The following is a 14,478-nucleotide window of genomic DNA, read 5'->3' as shown; positions in this document are numbered from 1 at the left end:
AGGAAACCACTTTAGAAACTATCGCTTTACCTTTCATGAACATGACATCTTTGTAAGATTTTAGTTTGAGTTTCACTATATTCGATTCATAAACCAATATTGCGTAATCGCTAAATATTCTCGTACATTCGATTGAATAATAATTGGCTTCGGTGTTTTCGCCGGAAGACCTTCTAATATCAACCCTTGTTTTTCTGCAATCTTTTTTGCTCGGAACATATGAAAATCGTTCGTTACAATCATCCCTTTTTTCATATTTTCAGGGATAAGAGGTTTTGAAAATTTAATATTTTCATCTGTGCTCGTCGAACGTTCTTCCATTATAATGCGGTCTTCTGCAATATTTTGTTTCATTAATCCTTGTTTCATCGCTAATGCTTCTGTAATATCTTCACCTTTTCCTTGGCCTCCAGATACGATAGCAATTGTTTTATCATGTGATTTTAAATACTCAGCTGCTTTATCAATACGATATTGCAATGAATAAGAAGGCTTTGTTCCATTTACTTTCGATCCTAGTACAATTATATAATCCGCATCGTCAATTGCATTCATATGCCCATGCTTATAGATGTTATATTGTAAAAACCCCGCATACACGGCGAAGATCATTATAACAACTAAAATGTACTTAATTATTTTCTTCTTTCTCATATCCATATACTCCTATTCCCTTTACTTCCTTCATCATAATATCCATTTATTTGTTTGTATACAGCCAAATTCCAATTCACCCTAATTCATCCTATAAAAGGTAATATTTATATTACTTTCGGGAATAGTAAGTACAACTTCACACGAAGGAGTGTCCCTCTTGCTTCTCTTTTTATTTAATGTATCGTTCTTTTTTATCTTATTTTTACTATCACTTAAGCTACTTGGTAAATCTGCATTAGCACAACTAACCCCTCATGATTTTGGGGCTATTATCTTTTTATCTTATTTAGCTTTTCAAGCCATACCAGTCGCTGGTGCTTTACAAGCATTTCTCGGTATGGTCGTTATTACATGTTTGCATTTACTTCTTACCAAATTAAGCCTACTCAATAAACTAAATCGTTTCATTCTCGGACACCCCATTATTTTAATTAAACATGGTGATATTATTTTTGAGAACTTACAAAAAAGTAGATATCCGATCCCTGAATTGCTTTCTAATCTTCGCGTCGCCGGATATCCAAGTGTTCATGAAATTGAATACGCTATTTTAGAAGCGAATGGAGCCATTAGCATTTTACCAAAGCGAGAACTTGTACCATTGACTCCAAAAGATATGAATATAGATGTTAAGTATGCAGGGTTACCAATTGCTCTTATCGTTGATTCACAAATTCAATACGATAACTTAAAGTTAATTCATAAAGACGAAAAATGGTTATATAAAGAGTTAAAAGAAAAAGGAATCACAAATATTAAAAACGTTGCTTTTGTGTCTGTTCAAGAAACGGATGGATCTTTTGCGATTAGTTTAAAAGAATGAAAAAATCCCCTTACTTGTTCAAGGGGATTTTCTTCACTATATAGCTTCTTTCTTTCCTGCCAAGTTTAATGGAACAGGATGTTTCATACGATTCATTGTAAATACAATGATTGCTGTCAATATTTCCGCTACTGGCATAACGAGCCAAATTCCATTTACACCAAATAATTTCGGCATAATCCATAACAATGGAATAATAAATAGTAAACCACGGCTCAAAATAATAAGAACTGATTTTGTCGTTTGTCGCACTGATTGGAAATACTCTCCATACACAATGTTATAGCCTAAAAATACATATTGTATAAAGAATAAACTAATACCTGTTAACGTTAACTCCAATAGTTCTGGGGATTGAACATCAAACAAACCAATTATATATTTCCCGAAGAATAAACCGACAACAATTGCTACGCCTCCGAGTACAACTGCAGTTTTTACAGCTAACCGTAATCCTTCACGCAGTCTTTCTGGTAAATTTGCACCATAGTGGAAACTAGCAATAGGTTGTAATGCAGCTCCAACACCGAAGAATAATAGTAATGTCATTGCATGAATACTATTGACCATCGCATAAGAAGCGACACCTACTTCTCCTGCATATTGAACAAAAGCGATATTAAAACCAACCGTTACAATCGCTACTGTAATCTCAGTTGTAAAACTTGGGAAACCAATCACCATAATTTGTTTAACCGTATCCCATTCAAAATGGAATTTCGTCCACTTTAAAACACTACTTTTTCTAAAGAAGTGAGTTAATAATACAAGGAAACCAATTGCCGCCGAAAGAATAGTTGCTGAGGCAGCACCTGTTACGCCCCATCCAAAGATAAAGATAAAGATATAGTCAAAGATAATATTCAATACAGCTGTTACGACAAGGCCTGCCATTGCTAAATTAGGATTTCCATCGTTACGTATAAATGTGCTTAAAATATTTTCTAAAACGTATATCATTCCAAATGTTAATAACACTTGTAAATAGTCTAACGCATATGGCAAAATCACTTCATTTGCACCGAATAGATATGCTATATCTTCTATTCTCCATAAGCAAATAGCCGCTAAAACACCTACGATAATAACTGCCACTGTCATAGATTGAGTAAAAATAGACCTTGCTCTTTCCAGTTTATTTTCCCCTAGTGCAATGGAATATAACGTTGCTCCGCCCATTCCAATCCATAATGAAATAGAAAAGAAAATTGAAAACGCTGGAATAGCTACGTTTACTCCAGCCAAACCGTTCGCTCCAACTCCTCTACTAATCATGACCGCATCAATCACAATATTAACCGACATTAATACCATCCCAAGAACAGCTGGTATTAAATAAGTGATAAATAAACTTTTAATAGGTTTTTCTCTTAATTTTTCTGTTGTTTCCATCATATAAATGCTCCTTTTTCAATGCTCTGTTCACAGTTTAAACCTTCAAGTTACTTGAAGGTCAATAGAGAATCGAAAAATATATAAGCCTATTTTTTAACAACAGGTATTTGAATTTCCGTTACTTGCTCTTTCGGATTTTCTGTTACAGACCAATCAATTAACGCAAGCTCAAGCGCATCTCCGCATACTTCGTATCCTTCGTTATCAATGTGATTTAATAATTTCGTATACGTTGCATCTGTTTCTTCATATGGTCCATGGTGATAAGAACAAGCAAATATTCCTTCTTTTATTTCATCTGAAGTATGCAATTGAAAAGGCATGTAATCCAATAAAATAAACACACTGTTATATGCTTGAAACTCATTTTGAAGTAATGCTTTTCTTGAAACTGTTACACCGATATCTCCTGAAAATAAACTATTATCAATTTGCTTCATATTTTTTTGTAGCGAATGGATATAATATTCAAACATATCATCTGTTGTATTAGGTGCAACTGCAATCGCTGTTATTTTTCGCTTCGATATCATTTTATAAATAATTTGATTCGCTTCTGATTCCGTCGCTTTCTTCATTAAATGGATTTTATGTTCCATTTTTGCCAAAGCATACTCGATTTCTCTTTGCTTTTTCAGCATCATTTCTTGTTGTTTTTCAAGTAAATTCAGCGCATAAGACGGATTTCGTTCATCAATATATTTCTTTATTTCCTTTAATGGGATATTCAATTGGCGTAAAAATTTAATCGTGTCTAATAGTGAAAACTGATCAATTGTGTAATAGCGATAATTCGTTTGCGGGTCCACAATAGACGGATGAAAAATTCCTTTTTCATCATAGTAGCGTAATGTAGATTCCGCTATATTATGCATTTTTGCCATTTCCCCAATTGTAAAACGTTTATTTAATAACATATGCCCTTCTCCAATTCATTAAAAATGTAGCCTTATTTCTTCTTATTATATAGTGATTCCCTCCATACCTAAATCGAATCCTATCATGAAAATCTGCTATTTTTTCATTGATTTTTAATAAATTTTATTATATATTAATTACAGGTTCAAATTACAAGTTCAAAAGAACTCGTAATAAGACCCTTTGTTTAATGGGTTTTTACATATTTTCATTAGGCAAATTCCGAGAAATCGTATGATAAAACTAAAAATGATGAGGAGAGGATCAGATGGAATTCGAATTTTTCTTTCAAATTGCACTTATTTTATTAAGTACAAAGCTCGCTGGTGACCTTAGTGTTAGATTAGGTCAACCTTCTGTACTGGGTAAATTAATTGTCGGTATCGTTATCGGTCCAGCTTTATTAGGTTGGATTGAGAATTCAGAACTTCTAACGCAATTAAGTAATGTCGGGGTTATTCTTTTAATGTTTATGGCTGGACTTGAAACAGACTTAAAAGAATTAAATGAAAACCGTAATTCTTCTTTAGCAGTCGCAATTGGAGGTATCGTTCTTCCATTTGTAGGTGGTTACGTTGCCGGTCTTGTTATGGGCATGGAACAAGGGAACGCTGTCTTTTTAGGATTACTTCTATGTGCGACAAGTGTTAGTATTTCCGTTCAAACACTTCGCGATTTAGGTAAGATGAAAACACGTGAAAGTACAACAATGCTTGGAGCAGCTGTATTTGATGACATTCTTGTTGTTATTTTATTAGCATTCGCAATGAGCTTCTTAGGTACAGATGATGTGAATTTAACAATGGTTATCTTGAAGAAAGTAGTATTCTTTGCTTCTATTATTTTAATCGGATGGAAAGGTGTTCCAGCGATTATGCGTTGGTTATCACCACTACGCGTATCTGAGTCTATCGTTAGCGCAGCACTTATCATCTGTTTCTCATTCGCATATTTCGGCGAACTATTAGGAATTGCTGGTATTATCGGTGCTTTCGCAGCTGGTATCGCTATTTCTCAAACGAACTACAAACATGAAGTAGAAAAGAAAGTAGAACCAATCGCTTATGCTATGTTCGTACCAGTATTCTTCGTTAGCATCGGTATGAATATTACATTTGACGGTATTGGTGATCAAATTTGGTTCATTTTAGCATTAACAGTAATCGCTGTATTCACAAAACTAATCGGTTGTGGATTCGGTGCACGAATGACTGGATTTGATGCAAAGTCTTCTGCAATTATCGGTGCTGGTATGGTTTCTCGTGGTGAAGTTGCACTTATCATCGCAGGAACAGGACTTTCTTCTGGCCTATTAGCACAAGATTACTTTACAGCAATCGTTATCGTCGTTATTTTAACTACGATGATTACACCACCAATGTTAAAATACACTTTTGGTGCAAAAGATAAAGCAATGAAAGCAAGTAAATAAGTTTACTATAATAAAAGGAGATTGCTATCTTATAAGATAGCAATCTCCTTTTTCGTTTCACCTTTAAACAATCTCATTCGTCTTTAACCATTTTTCAAAAATAGTTCGCGCTTCCTCATCATCGATATCATCACGAAATGAATATACTTTTATGCCATAGTCATCTATATATTCCCCAAGTTTCATTTCCTCCACCTTTTTATAAAAATCGTCTGCCTCATATTTTGGAATATAAGCATCCCAAACTGGCTCATTTATTCTTTTGTACGCTGTCACTTCTAAATCATATCCGTCTTCATAATATCCGATGTGATAATGTTTGTTAGGATCATATTTCTCCATTAAAAGCTCCTCCTAGTAAACAAAAGCGAGCCTTATATTACAGCTCGCTCCTCTCGTTCTATTTATTAAATACGTTCCATCGCTGTCTTCAACGTTCCAACAACAAAAGCAATTTCTTCACTTGAAATAACAAGTGGCGGTGCTAATGTTAAAACGTTATTATACCCCGCTGTTGTCATACCGTTACGCCCAATAATAAGTCCTTTTTCTTTACAAGCATTTACAACACTTGCAATTTTGTCGTTATCAATTGGTTCTTTCGTCGCTTTATCATTTACTAGTTCGATTCCAACTAATAACCCTTTCCCTCTAATATTACCAACAAGCGGATGTTCCCCAATTTCTTCTTTTAATTGATTTAATAAAAGTGAACCCATTTGGGCAGAGCGCTCAATTAAATTTTCATTTTCCATAATCTCTAAGTTTTTAAGCGCTAATGCACAAGCCGCTGGATTTCCACCAAATGTATTAATATGACGGAAGAATTCATATTCCCCTGTTCCTTTAAATGCCTCATAAATTTCTTTTTTCACAGCTGTTGCTGATAATGGTAAGTATGCGCTCGTAATACCTTTTGCCATCGTAACGATATCAGGCTTAACGTCATAATTCATAAATCCAAATGCTTTTCCTGTACGCCCGAAACCACAAATAACTTCATCGCTAATAAGTAACGAACCGTGTTTTTGACACGTTTCATGAACAGCTTTCATATAGTCTTGTGGCGGCATTAAAATACCTCCGCCTGTAATAATTGGCTCCATAATAAATCCCGCTATTGTTTCGCTTAATTCCCATGTCATAACACGATCTACTTCTTTTACGCATTCTACATCATAAATATTTTGCGATTCCATTTCTGGCATGCGGTAACAATCTGGAGGCGTTACATGTAAAAACCCTGACGCAAATGGCTCATATTGGTATCTACGCTGTGCTTGTCCAGTCGCTGCCATCGTTGCCATTGTGTTTCCGTGATAACCACGATAACGTGACATAAATTTATAACGATGCGGTTCACCTTTTTGAGCATAATATTGTCTTGCTATTTTAAAAGCTGTTTCATTCGCTTCTGATCCACTATTAGAGAAGAATATAACATACTCTCCACCAAGCCACTCGTTTAACTTTTCAGCGAGCTTAATTGCTGGCTCATGTGATTGTGACATCGGAAAGTATGATAATGTTTGCAATTGCTTATAAGCTGCCTCTGCGAGCTCTTTTCTTCCGTATCCACTATTCACACACCAAAGACCACTCATACCGTCTAAGTATCTTTTTCCTTGTATATCTTCAACCCAGCACCCTTCTGCTTTTGCCCCTACCATTGTACTACTTGGGCTAAAAGGACGCATTCCGTGCCAAACATATTGCTCATCTTTTGCTAATAATTCATCGGTTTGTTTTGTCTTCATCATTTCTTCCACCTTCCATAACAACTTATTTTTCACAAAGCTGCGCTGGTGCCATGATGAGTTAAATTTCTCCCTGCCTATTTTCATTCCACAAACACAAGACAAATCCTACCAAAAATAAAGTAATATTTATCCCGCATTAACGGGCAGTAAAACTCCCACCCAAAAATTCAGCTGGAGCAAAGAAGTTAGGTGAGAGATTAACTGCCCATAAACGCCCGATTGGTGAAGGCTAATAATCAGTGTGGGGGGATGAACAATCCCCCACACTGATTAAAGTTTCATTTTATAAGAAAATGCCAAAAGAAATAGAAGCTTTTCTTATATTTCGAAAAGCTCCTCTTTTTTTAATGTGAAGAAGCATCACTAATACCATGACCAGTATTAGATTTCACAAGAATTTCATCAAACTTTGCTGCATCTTCTTTCTTACTAGAGAAAACAGTTCCTAAATATGCTGCAAGGAATCCAAGCGGAATAGAAACAATTCCAGGTGTCGTATATGGGAATATCGCCTCTCCAACAAATATAGCTTTCCCTACCACAGGATTCCAAACGTTTGGACTTAACCCAACAAGAACAATTGCTGATACAAGACCAACAATCATACCACAAATTGCACCCGTTGTATTAAAACGCTTCCAATATATTGTAAATAATATAACTGGTAAATTTGCACTCGCTGCAACTGCAAATGCTAGTGATACTAAAAATGCTACGTTTAATGTTTGCGCAAATAAAGCAAGTATAATAGATACTATCGCTACTCCAATAGACGCATAACGAGCCATTGAAACTTGCTCTTTTTCCGTTGATTTTCCTTTGCGAATAATCTCGTTATAAAAATCATGAGCAAATGCGGAAGCCGCTGTTAATACAAGACCTGCTACTACAGCTAAAATTGTTGCAAAAGCAATCGCCGATACGAATGCGAATAAGAAATCTCCACCTAATGCTTTAGCTAATAAAGGTGCTGCCATATTACCGGCTGGATTTGCTTGAATAATTGCCTCATTCCCTACAAACGCCGCCGCACCAAATCCTAAGAAAATCGTCATAATATAAAATGCACCAATTAACCACGTAGCGTACACAACTGATTGACGTGCAGTTTTTGCATCACGTACTGTGAAAAAGCGGACAAGAATATGCGGTAATCCTGCCGTACCAAGAACTAGTCCTAAATTTAAAGAAAGTGTATCCAGACCATCTTTATACTTTACTCCTGGATTTAAAAACGATTCCTTCAATGGAGTAGCTGTTTTCATTTGAGCGAACATTTCTGTCACACTGAAATTAAATTTGGAGAAAACGATAACAGAAATAATAAATGTACCTGCCATAAGTAGTACAGCCTTTACAATTTGTACCCAACTTGTAGCAGTCATACCTCCAAAAATAACGTAAACTGTCATTAGTGTACCAACGATTAAAACAGATGTCGTATATTCAATTCCTAATAATAATTTAATAAGTGCACCCGCACCAACTAATTGTGCAATCATATAAAAAATCGAAATCGTCATCGTATTAAGTGCTGCAATACCACGAACCTTTTTCGCATCAAAACGCGCCGCAATCATATCCGCTAACGTATACTTCCCTAAATTTCTAAGCGGTTCTGCAACTAGGTATAATACAACTAAGTAAGCAACTAAGAAACCTATACTATAAAAGAACCCATCAAATCCTGTTAAAGCTATCGCTCCGGCGATGCCAAGAAATGACGCAGCAGACATGTAATCCCCGGCAATCGCCAGGCCATTTTGCCAGCCAGTTAATCCCCCTCCAGCCGTATAAAATTCACTCGCATTTTTCGTTTTTTTCGATGCGAAATAAGTTATAACAAGTGTACCAAGGACGATAATTAAAAATAGCGCAAAGGCGGTTGTATTCAAAGTCAGCCCCTCCCTTGTTGCATATCTTGCAGAATTTTTCGCGAGATTTCATCAAAGGATTCTGCTTTTTTGCTATAAATCATACATAATGCCCATGTCATTATAAATTGCGCAAAAGCAAATACCCACGCCCATGTAACATCACCAAATACCGGTGTATTAAGCACCTTTGAATACGATGTTAAAATAGGTAATGTAATAAAAAAACTTAAAAAGAAAATACTCATCGGAATAATAAACTTCTTTTTCGTATTTAATAACAATTGAAACTCTTCCGACTGAACAACTTCTGTATAATTCACCTCATTTTGTAACTTACGTGCTGACGTATCATCTCGTTTCATTCTCTGATCCCCTCTCTTAACTTAAAATACAATTTCTCCTTGCATACCAAAAGACTAAATTTTATAAATATTAAGAAACTTATTTTCATTTTAGACAATCCGTACATTCCTGCAAAGATTTTTCGATAGACATTTTTCGTCATTTTCTCCTAAATTTTCAATATACTTTTTCAACATAAAATTTGATTGATTCGATTAAACTTTTATTCCCGTTAAAACAGAATAAAGTGAAACTTTAATCAGCGTGGGGGGGTTACGGGCAACACGACTCCCACCTAACTTCTTCGTATTCGCCGAATTTTGAGGTGGGAGTCTTACTGCTCGCAAATAGCGGGATAAAAAAAGTAGTGCTTATCGCACTACTTCTGTCTTTGTCTCCTTTTCTAAATTACGAGCTGTTTCGCTTAATTCAACGTCTTTTCCATCTTTAAGCGTTCCAAATATAAAATCGAATACTGGATTTGAAACACCAAACCAAAACTTTTCATTTTTATAATGGTGTAATATATGCTGTTTTTTTAGCCATCTTCCAAACTTAGTGAAGGGACGAATCGGCTTATGTGCAATATAATGTTTCCATTCATAAACGAGGAGCATGATAATCATTCCGACTCCAAATGAAAGTGTAACAGTAATACTTTTTGTAACACCATATGATATAAGTAAATAGATAGTAAAGCTAGGTATACTAAACCATACAGGCAAAAATAAAAGTTTTAAATCATCTGGATAGACGTGATGATCATAATGTAATCTTCTTAACATTTTTAATAAAAGTGCGTTTTTAGGCGGCTTTAAATGGAATAAAAAACGATGTGTCATATATTCGTTAAGCGTATAAAAAACAATCCCAAACAGACACGCTAACATACCGATCCATGTAAAAAATTGCATTTTTAAAATAAGGATAAAAATTAATAGAACACTATACATAATAACAATATCATGTTGCAAAAAGAACTCCTTTACCACTCTCTTCATCTTTCTTCCCCCTTCTCCACAAAAACAGCCGCAACATATCGTTACGACTATTTCTTTTCTATTTTATTCTTATTCTATTCACTTTACAAATTTGCCTGCTGTTCTATTGTCGAGAAAAAAGTGTTCGGACCAAATATATTTTGCTTTGGGATAATGTGTTCTACTGCAAACACTGTTACTTCACCCCTTTGTACTTCTCCAATAATAAGCCCAAATACTTCATGGTTTACCGCAAACGTTGGTTGTTTCGTTTGCAGCAACCTTGCTGCATTTTTAAATACCGCTTCATATAGTGGATTCCTATCAGTAATTTCTTTTCGGATTTTTGGTGCTAAAGTGATGATAATTTCTTTTCCGCCAATAGTGGTTCGATACATAAAAATCTCCCCTTCAATCTTATATGAACAACTGTAAAGCTTTGTATGCAAAATGGATAGAATATCCTACTAAAATAATACCTGCTCCGGCTGTAATATAGCCAAGTGCTTTTTGCTTTAATAAAGTTCTTCCGAAATGTACAGAAAAAGCAATATTTAAGTTCCACAAAATAATACCAACAATAATGCAAAAACTGTACAAAAAAGCTTCTTGTTTCGTTACTTTTGTAAGCAAAGAGCTAAGTGTACTTCCGTATATGCCAAACCAAAAAACGAGATTTAATGGATTGGATATCGCGATAAAAAATCCTGCCATAAAAGATTGTTTAAGTCCACCTATCTCTTCTTGTTTATATTCCATATTAGAGTGAGAAATTCCTTGTTTCACATTTTGAAACCCTAAATAAAACAACAAGAAAAACCCAGTGCAATACATAAAAGCTTGTACATATGTATACATAAACACAGAAGATAAACCGAAATAAATAAGAAGCATAAACAAAATATCAGCAGTCATTCCTCCAATTCCAACAATCCATGCATGCCAAAATCCACGTTCAATTCCCCTTTTTAACATTTCAATATTAATCGGACCTACAGGCGCAGCTAATGAAATACCTAATACTATTTGTTGTATAATTGCTCCAAACATCGATCTATCCTTTCTACTTCTTTTACTATTAAGTAATGATGTAAATATAGAAAATAGACTAGCTTTCATAAAAATTATTCACTAATACAGTACCCTTTTTTATCCAAAATATACAAAAGAGCCATCCTGTTGATGGCTCTTATTTCTCTACTCTATGATGAAAAGGACATTTACCTTTAATCGGCTCAATATCATCCCCTATGAAATATTGTTTCCATTCACGATGATTAGGATCGCCGTAGTGACTAATGTTAGGGTGTTTCGGCAACTGATCCCACTTTTCAACTCGTTCACGGACCATTTGTCTTGAATACGACCCTTTAGGACGATCTCCTTCTAAGCCATCGAAAATAGTTCGTGGCTGGAATCCAATAACGAGAGAATTTCCTAAATGCCTAGTCTTTCGCTGTTTATAAGCTGGCGCATTCCCAAATGCAAATATTGGTTCACCACCAAATGAAAATTCCCATAAATAATGCTCTGGATTTTTCGGGATTTGCTTTGGCCATAATTGATTATCTTGTTCATGTAAATATTGTAGTACTTTCCAAAAATAATCTCGATAATATTCGATTGATTTTTCTTCACATTCCGGTTCCACAAAAAGAAAAAAGCCCCTTCTTACAATCGGCCGCTCTCTCATTAACTCTAAAAAAGATAACATTGTATTGGGTAAATGCCCCCAATCATTATGAGAGAGAAATGAATAACGAAGTTCATTCTTTTTCAAAGCTGTTAAACCGAAATAACACGGAAAAGTTGGTTCTAACACGACACTCGAAAAATTTTGAAATTCTTTTGCAACCCAATTCGGTATGTCGCCTCTATTTTTCATTCCTTCATTATCTAATAAATAAGACTCATCCATTCTTTCACCTCATTATGTACAGCATTCACTTAAGAATATTACATACTCGGCTTGTCCTATACCTTTTTAAAAATACAAAGATTTCAAAGCGCTTACTTGACTAAATTCTACCAATTCGTGTATATTTAAATTAATCATTTAGCAGAATATTCGAGAAAATAGCATTTTTTATTTATATTATTTTTTAAAATGAATTTCACTAAATGAAAAAAGGAATCGTTTTTAGGAGGAATTGTGACATGCAAGGAAAAGTAAAATGGTTTAACAATGAAAAAGGTTTTGGATTTATCGAAATGGAAGGCTCTGAAGATGTATTCGTACATTTCTCTGCTATTCAAAGCGACGGCTACAAAGCTTTAGAGGAAGGTCAAGAAGTATCTTTCGACATTACTGAAGGAAACCGTGGACCTCAAGCTGCTAACGTAGCAAAACTTTAATCCCACATATGACAGGAGGTTACCTTACTTGGTAACCTCCTTTGTTATTCCTTTGTATATTTCCGTTTTACAGAGCAAAAACTATGTGAAATGCGCAAAATCCAAAGGAGGCAATAACAATGGGGTCACATGTAAATGATTTTGAAGAAGTAAAATTCCGTGTAGAAACTGCACAAAAAATGGTAGGTTCTGCAACAATCTCAATGGATCCAGACACATTAGAGCATGCCACTACTGCAGTAGAATCGGCTCGTTCTCAGCTTGAAGTCATGAAATCCGTTGCAACAGATTTAGATGAGCCATTTCTAATGAATGAAGAAAAAAAATTAAGTAAATGCGAGCATCAATTACACGAAGCGAAGCACTAAAAAAACATCCAGAGAAAATTCTCTGGATGTTTTTTATGACAATTGCTCCCCATACTTTTTCAACTTCTCTCCAACCGTACATTGCCGTATACAAAAAGAATGGGCATAGTATTTACTATGATTTTTCCGATTATGTTCCTGCAGGAAACACCCTCCGCAATACGTTTCTAATAAGTCATTTACCTCTGTAATGAGTTGCTTCTTCTTCACGTGTGCACCTCTCTATTCGGTTATTTCTTTATGACTATCAATTGTCGTCCCTTCTAATGCTTGCGCTGCTAATTGATGTGCCTCTTTATTTTGTTTTCTAGATATCGGTTCACAAACAAGTTTTAATTTCATTTGCTTCGCTTTTTGTTCAATTTGGTCTAAGTAATGATTTAAATGTTCATCATAGCAAGGCCATTCACCAGCTAATTGCTGCAGTACAACTTGAGAATCTCCACGAAGTGTAACCGCTTCATATTTAATTCCTAATTCTTCGAGTGTATTCACCCCGTATAATAATGCTGCATACTCCGCTTCGTTATTATCATATATGCCTTCTATGTATGCATTGCGACGAATTCGGTAATTTGTATTTCCTTTTTTATAGTATACACATATACCCACCCCAGCTTCTTTCGTCTGTACATCATAACCACCATCAAAATAAACTTGAATTTCTTGCGGATCTTCCTCCACTTGCTTACTCAGTTTTTTCATTTCTTTTAATGACCATTCCGCGTCCATTTCATCGTAAAATAAAAGTTCTTTCACCCTGCCTGTTTTCTCAAAATCCTCCGCAAATTGAAGCACTTCTTCTATGTTCATATAATCTGTTGTTAATTCAGTTTGTAAACCACGCTTCGTTTTATACAACCAATGTATTTTATATTTCATACTAGATTCCCCTTTTATAAGACTTCTTATATTTATTTTATTATATTTTATCAAGAGTCACAGTATTATATTCAATATAATCACATACAAAAAGAGCCATCCTATATAAGGAACGGCTCTTTCATCTATTGCATAAATCTTTCAAATTGCACTCGCTTATTAATCCAGTACATTACAGGCATACCAATCGCCATTACAACAAATTCACCAACTGCACATGTTAGCCATGTCAATAAAAATGGCAGATCAAATGCAAGATGAAGTTCAATTGCTATCATAAACATTGTAATTGTAAAGATAACTGTATTAAAAATCATGCGAGCCCAAACACCTTTAATGAAGCGCATAGAAATAATAGTTGCAAGTAGTGCAAGAATTGATTGCCCTACTCCAAATACTAAATCATAAGCGATCATAGGTGAGAAAAAGAGATTCGTTAAAAATACACCTAATACAATCCCGTAAATTGCTTTCTTATTGAAGACAACGAGATGATTAAACATCTCTGAAATACGAAACTGTACATTCGTAAAGCCAAATGGCTGAATAAGCATAGAAACAGCAATATATAATGCCGCTAAAATACCATTACCGACTAATGTTCTTATATTCATGACAAAATCTCCTTAGTTTTTTTACGTGGGATGGTTTCGAACCACGTTATTCGTTTTTAAGCAACAAGATTATAT

The 14,478-nt window shown here is 34.9% G+C and carries 18 protein-coding genes and 1 riboswitch; of the genes, 4 read left to right on the top strand and 14 right to left on the bottom strand.

What is annotated here, in order from left to right:
* Positions 1-75: 75 nt before the first annotated feature.
* Positions 76-654, bottom strand: coding sequence for an ElyC/SanA/YdcF family protein (locus tag MHB76_RS08080; protein ID WP_199709206.1), 579 nt, complete (start codon positions 652-654; stop codon positions 76-78).
* 160 nt (positions 655-814) lie between these two features.
* Here MHB76_RS08080 and MHB76_RS08075 point away from each other — a divergent pair, with 160 nt between their 5' ends.
* Positions 815-1,480, top strand: coding sequence for a DUF421 domain-containing protein (locus MHB76_RS08075; protein ID WP_016104368.1), 666 nt, complete (start codon positions 815-817; stop codon positions 1,478-1,480).
* Positions 1,481-1,516: 36 nt separating this feature from the next.
* Here the strand turns inward: MHB76_RS08075 and MHB76_RS08070 are convergent, their stop codons facing one another.
* Together MHB76_RS08070 and MHB76_RS08065 are read right to left on the bottom strand one after the other, a co-directional pair.
* Positions 1,517-2,872, bottom strand: a complete 1,356-nt coding sequence (locus MHB76_RS08070) for an MATE family efflux transporter (RefSeq protein ID WP_088098964.1) — start codon at positions 2,870-2,872, stop codon at positions 1,517-1,519.
* 89 nt (positions 2,873-2,961) lie between these two features.
* Positions 2,962-3,792 carry a MerR family transcriptional regulator gene (locus tag MHB76_RS08065; RefSeq protein ID WP_078173041.1) on the bottom strand — a complete coding sequence of 277 codons (831 nt, stop codon included), beginning with the start codon at positions 3,790-3,792 and terminating at the stop codon, positions 2,962-2,964.
* Between the two features lie 269 nt (positions 3,793-4,061).
* Between MHB76_RS08065 and MHB76_RS08060 the strand changes: the two genes are divergently transcribed.
* Complete coding sequence (locus MHB76_RS08060; RefSeq protein ID WP_002201089.1) at positions 4,062-5,225, top strand: cation:proton antiporter; 1,164 nt, start codon at positions 4,062-4,064, stop codon at positions 5,223-5,225.
* 63 nt (positions 5,226-5,288) lie between these two features.
* Here the strand turns inward: MHB76_RS08060 and MHB76_RS08055 are convergent, their stop codons facing one another.
* From MHB76_RS08055 to MHB76_RS08020, 8 genes are all read right to left on the bottom strand, one after another.
* Positions 5,289-5,567 (bottom strand): DUF3986 family protein, encoded by a 279-nt coding sequence (locus MHB76_RS08055; RefSeq protein WP_002201090.1) that lies wholly within the window; start codon positions 5,565-5,567, stop codon positions 5,289-5,291.
* A gap of 65 nt (positions 5,568-5,632) precedes the next feature.
* Complete coding sequence (locus tag MHB76_RS08050) at positions 5,633-6,982, bottom strand: aspartate aminotransferase family protein (protein WP_002158515.1); 1,350 nt, start codon at positions 6,980-6,982, stop codon at positions 5,633-5,635.
* 347 nt (positions 6,983-7,329) lie between these two features.
* Positions 7,330-8,880, bottom strand: a complete 1,551-nt coding sequence (locus tag MHB76_RS08045) for a solute symporter family protein (protein ID WP_002201091.1) — start codon at positions 8,878-8,880, stop codon at positions 7,330-7,332.
* Between the two features lie 2 nt (positions 8,881-8,882).
* Complete coding sequence (locus MHB76_RS08040) at positions 8,883-9,224, bottom strand: DUF485 domain-containing protein (RefSeq protein ID WP_002158517.1); 342 nt, start codon at positions 9,222-9,224, stop codon at positions 8,883-8,885.
* A 351-nt stretch (positions 9,225-9,575) separates the two neighbouring features.
* Positions 9,576-10,205 (bottom strand): sterol desaturase family protein, encoded by a 630-nt coding sequence (locus MHB76_RS08035; protein ID WP_340986157.1) that lies wholly within the window; start codon positions 10,203-10,205, stop codon positions 9,576-9,578.
* An 83-nt stretch (positions 10,206-10,288) separates the two neighbouring features.
* Positions 10,289-10,582 (bottom strand): cytoplasmic protein, encoded by a 294-nt coding sequence (locus tag MHB76_RS08030; protein ID WP_078173039.1) that lies wholly within the window; start codon positions 10,580-10,582, stop codon positions 10,289-10,291.
* A 19-nt stretch (positions 10,583-10,601) separates the two neighbouring features.
* Positions 10,602-11,234: a LysE family transporter gene (locus MHB76_RS08025; RefSeq protein WP_340986155.1), complete on the bottom strand. Its 633-nt coding sequence runs from the start codon at positions 11,232-11,234 to the stop codon at positions 10,602-10,604.
* A 139-nt stretch (positions 11,235-11,373) separates the two neighbouring features.
* Complete coding sequence (locus MHB76_RS08020; RefSeq protein WP_002158520.1) at positions 11,374-12,102, bottom strand: YqcI/YcgG family protein; 729 nt, start codon at positions 12,100-12,102, stop codon at positions 11,374-11,376.
* A 239-nt stretch (positions 12,103-12,341) separates the two neighbouring features.
* Between MHB76_RS08020 and cspB the strand changes: the two genes are divergently transcribed.
* Positions 12,342-12,539, top strand: coding sequence for a cold shock-like protein CspB (gene cspB / locus MHB76_RS08015; protein ID WP_002011904.1), 198 nt, complete (start codon positions 12,342-12,344; stop codon positions 12,537-12,539).
* A 119-nt stretch (positions 12,540-12,658) separates the two neighbouring features.
* Positions 12,659-12,907 (top strand): DUF2564 family protein, encoded by a 249-nt coding sequence (locus MHB76_RS08010; protein ID WP_002158521.1) that lies wholly within the window; start codon positions 12,659-12,661, stop codon positions 12,905-12,907.
* Positions 12,908-12,940: 33 nt separating this feature from the next.
* On the opposite strand, the gene MHB76_RS08005 is transcribed toward MHB76_RS08010, so the two are convergent.
* The 3 genes from MHB76_RS08005 to MHB76_RS07995 all read right to left on the bottom strand — a co-directional run bounded on the left by MHB76_RS08005 (position 12,941) and on the right by MHB76_RS07995 (position 14,403).
* Entirely contained in the window at positions 12,941-13,117 is a 177-nt protein-coding gene (locus MHB76_RS08005) for a zinc-finger domain-containing protein (RefSeq protein ID WP_002011906.1), read from the bottom strand.
* A 12-nt stretch (positions 13,118-13,129) separates the two neighbouring features.
* On the bottom strand, positions 13,130-13,789 hold the full coding sequence (locus MHB76_RS08000; protein ID WP_002158522.1) for a ribonuclease H family protein: 660 nt from the start codon (positions 13,787-13,789) through the stop codon (positions 13,130-13,132).
* A gap of 125 nt (positions 13,790-13,914) precedes the next feature.
* Positions 13,915-14,403: a QueT transporter family protein gene (locus MHB76_RS07995; protein ID WP_002158523.1), complete on the bottom strand. Its 489-nt coding sequence runs from the start codon at positions 14,401-14,403 to the stop codon at positions 13,915-13,917.
* Between the two features lie 6 nt (positions 14,404-14,409).
* Positions 14,410-14,454, bottom strand: a riboswitch (PreQ1 riboswitch).
* Between the last annotated feature and the right edge of the window lie 24 nt (positions 14,455-14,478).

Source organism: Bacillus sp. FSL M7-1345, from assembly GCF_038006985.1.
Classification (GTDB): Bacteria; Bacillota; Bacilli; order Bacillales; family Bacillaceae_G; genus Bacillus_A; species Bacillus_A cereus_U.
This window is presented reverse-complemented; position numbering and strand designations above follow the sequence as displayed.

What these genes read in the sequence shown, in the direction of transcription:
- MHB76_RS08080 (WP_199709206.1), bottom strand. Translation starts at nt 654, where the DNA reads ATGAGAAAGAAGAAAATAATTAAGTACATTTTAGTTGTTATAATGATC.
- MHB76_RS08070 (WP_088098964.1), bottom strand. Translation starts at nt 2,872, where the DNA reads ATGGAAACAACAGAAAAATTAAGAGAAAAACCTATTAAAAGTTTATTT.
- MHB76_RS08065 (WP_078173041.1), bottom strand. Translation starts at nt 3,792, where the DNA reads ATGTTATTAAATAAACGTTTTACAATTGGGGAAATGGCAAAAATGCAT.
- MHB76_RS08060 (WP_002201089.1), top strand. Translation starts at nt 4,062, where the DNA reads ATGGAATTCGAATTTTTCTTTCAAATTGCACTTATTTTATTAAGTACA.
- MHB76_RS08055 (WP_002201090.1), bottom strand. Translation starts at nt 5,567, where the DNA reads ATGGAGAAATATGATCCTAACAAACATTATCACATCGGATATTATGAA.
- MHB76_RS08050 (WP_002158515.1), bottom strand. Translation starts at nt 6,982, where the DNA reads ATGAAGACAAAACAAACCGATGAATTATTAGCAAAAGATGAGCAATAT.
- MHB76_RS08040 (WP_002158517.1), bottom strand. Translation starts at nt 9,224, where the DNA reads ATGAAACGAGATGATACGTCAGCACGTAAGTTACAAAATGAGGTGAAT.
- MHB76_RS08035 (WP_340986157.1), bottom strand. Translation starts at nt 10,205, where the DNA reads ATGAAGAGAGTGGTAAAGGAGTTCTTTTTGCAACATGATATTGTTATT.
- MHB76_RS08030 (WP_078173039.1), bottom strand. Translation starts at nt 10,582, where the DNA reads ATGTATCGAACCACTATTGGCGGAAAAGAAATTATCATCACTTTAGCA.
- MHB76_RS08025 (WP_340986155.1), bottom strand. Translation starts at nt 11,234, where the DNA reads ATGTTTGGAGCAATTATACAACAAATAGTATTAGGTATTTCATTAGCT.
- MHB76_RS08020 (WP_002158520.1), bottom strand. Translation starts at nt 12,102, where the DNA reads ATGGATGAGTCTTATTTATTAGATAATGAAGGAATGAAAAATAGAGGC.
- cspB (WP_002011904.1), top strand. Translation starts at nt 12,342, where the DNA reads ATGCAAGGAAAAGTAAAATGGTTTAACAATGAAAAAGGTTTTGGATTT.
- MHB76_RS08010 (WP_002158521.1), top strand. Translation starts at nt 12,659, where the DNA reads ATGGGGTCACATGTAAATGATTTTGAAGAAGTAAAATTCCGTGTAGAA.
- MHB76_RS08000 (WP_002158522.1), bottom strand. Translation starts at nt 13,789, where the DNA reads ATGAAATATAAAATACATTGGTTGTATAAAACGAAGCGTGGTTTACAA.
- MHB76_RS07995 (WP_002158523.1), bottom strand. Translation starts at nt 14,403, where the DNA reads ATGAATATAAGAACATTAGTCGGTAATGGTATTTTAGCGGCATTATAT.